Origin of the sequence: Rhodococcus sp. HM1 (genome assembly GCF_023218075.1) — a bacterium.
Classification (GTDB): Bacteria; Actinomycetota; Actinomycetes; order Mycobacteriales; family Mycobacteriaceae; genus Rhodococcus.
In genome coordinates this window covers 1-1,468 of sequence record NZ_JALPTB010000170.1, presented here as the reverse complement: position 1 = coordinate 1,468, position 1,468 = coordinate 1, and the positions used below count along the sequence as shown (strand labels likewise).

The window sequence follows — 1,468 nt, the reverse complement described above, 5'->3', positions numbered from 1 at the left end:
TCCTTAAGTTCGTAGGTGCAGTTACTTCGTGAGAGTTACGTTGTGCTGTAACCCGGGCGGGCCGGGCGAGGCTGATGATTGGTTGCCCAACTCTCGAGTGGGGCTTGAAAGGACTGGCCACCCGACCCGCTTGGAGACCTCGGGCCGCTGATTGAGATCTGCGAATGATCGCTTGTTTAAGGAAATGCCGGCGGGGTCGTCCATCGGGGCGTTGTTCGGACACAAGCGAAAACGAGGGATCCGATGACCGGTTCGCGACTGTGGGCAGGAATCGACGTCGGCAAGGAACACCACTGGATATGCGTGCTCGACACTTCCGGAGCGGTGGTGCTGTCGCGACGATGCGACAACGACGAAGCAACGATTCGCGCGGTGATCACCGAGATCGACGCCCTCGGCGAGGTGGTGTCGTGGACGGTGGATCTGACCACCGTCTACGTCACCTTGTTGCTGACCGTCCTGGCCGACGCCGGGAAACCGGTGCGGTATCTGTCCGGGCGTTCGGTGTGGCAGGCATCGTCGGTCTACCGCGGCGGCGAAGCCAAGACCGACGCCCGAGACGCCCGGGTGATCGCCGATCAGTCCCGGATGCGCTCGGACCTGCCCGTTCTGCACCCCGACGACGAGTTGATCCGCGAGCTGCAGATGCTCACCGGTCACCGCACCGATCTGGTCGCCGACCGCACCCGCACCATCAACCGACTGCGTCAGCAACTCGTCGCGATCTGTCCCGGGCTCGAACGCGTCGCGCAGATCTCCTCGGACCGGGGTTGGGTGGTGCTGCTGGCCCGTTATCAGCGACCGAGGGCGATCCGCCGTGCCGGTGTGGCCCGGCTGGCCACGATGCTCGCCGGGTCCGGGGTGCGCCATGCGGAGACGATCGCCCGGGCCGCGGTCACCGCTGCGAAGGCGCAGACGGTGCGGTTGCCGGGTGAGGACGTCGCTGCCGAACTGGTCGCCGAATTGGCGCAGGGGGTGATCGACCTCGACGCACGTATCAACGCCGCCGACGCGGAGATCGAGGCCCGATTTCGCCGACACCGGCTGGCTGAGGCGATCGTGAGCTTGCCGGGTATCGGGTTCCGGCTCGGCGCTGAATTCCTTGCCGCGGTTGGTGATCCCTCCCTGATCGGATCGGCGGATCAGCTCGCTGCCTGGGCTGGGTTGGCGCCGAGACCGAAGGATTCGGGTAAACGCATAGGGCGTCTGCATACTCCGCAGCGTTACAGCAGGCGCCTGCGCCGGGTGATGTACATATCGGCGTTGACCGCGGCACGCTGTGACCCCGTCTCGCGTGCCTACTATCAACGCAAACGTGCGGAAGGTAAGCGTCCGGTCCAGGCCACCCTCTGTCTGGCTCGGCGTCGCGTCGATGTTCTCTATGCCCTCATCCGCGACAACCGCACCTGGCAACCGAGCTTGCCGGGTACCGCTGTTGCGGCTTGACAGGATCATTGAGAGTCCTTTC

At 65.0% G+C, this 1,468-nt stretch carries 1 protein-coding gene; it reads left to right on the top strand.

Features of this window, described 5'->3' with window-relative positions:
• Positions 1–243 precede the first annotated feature (243 nt).
• Entirely contained in the window at positions 244–1,446 is a 1,203-nt protein-coding gene (locus tag M1M07_RS32230; protein ID WP_231610344.1) for an IS110 family transposase, read from the top strand.
• Positions 1,447–1,468 lie beyond the last annotated feature (22 nt).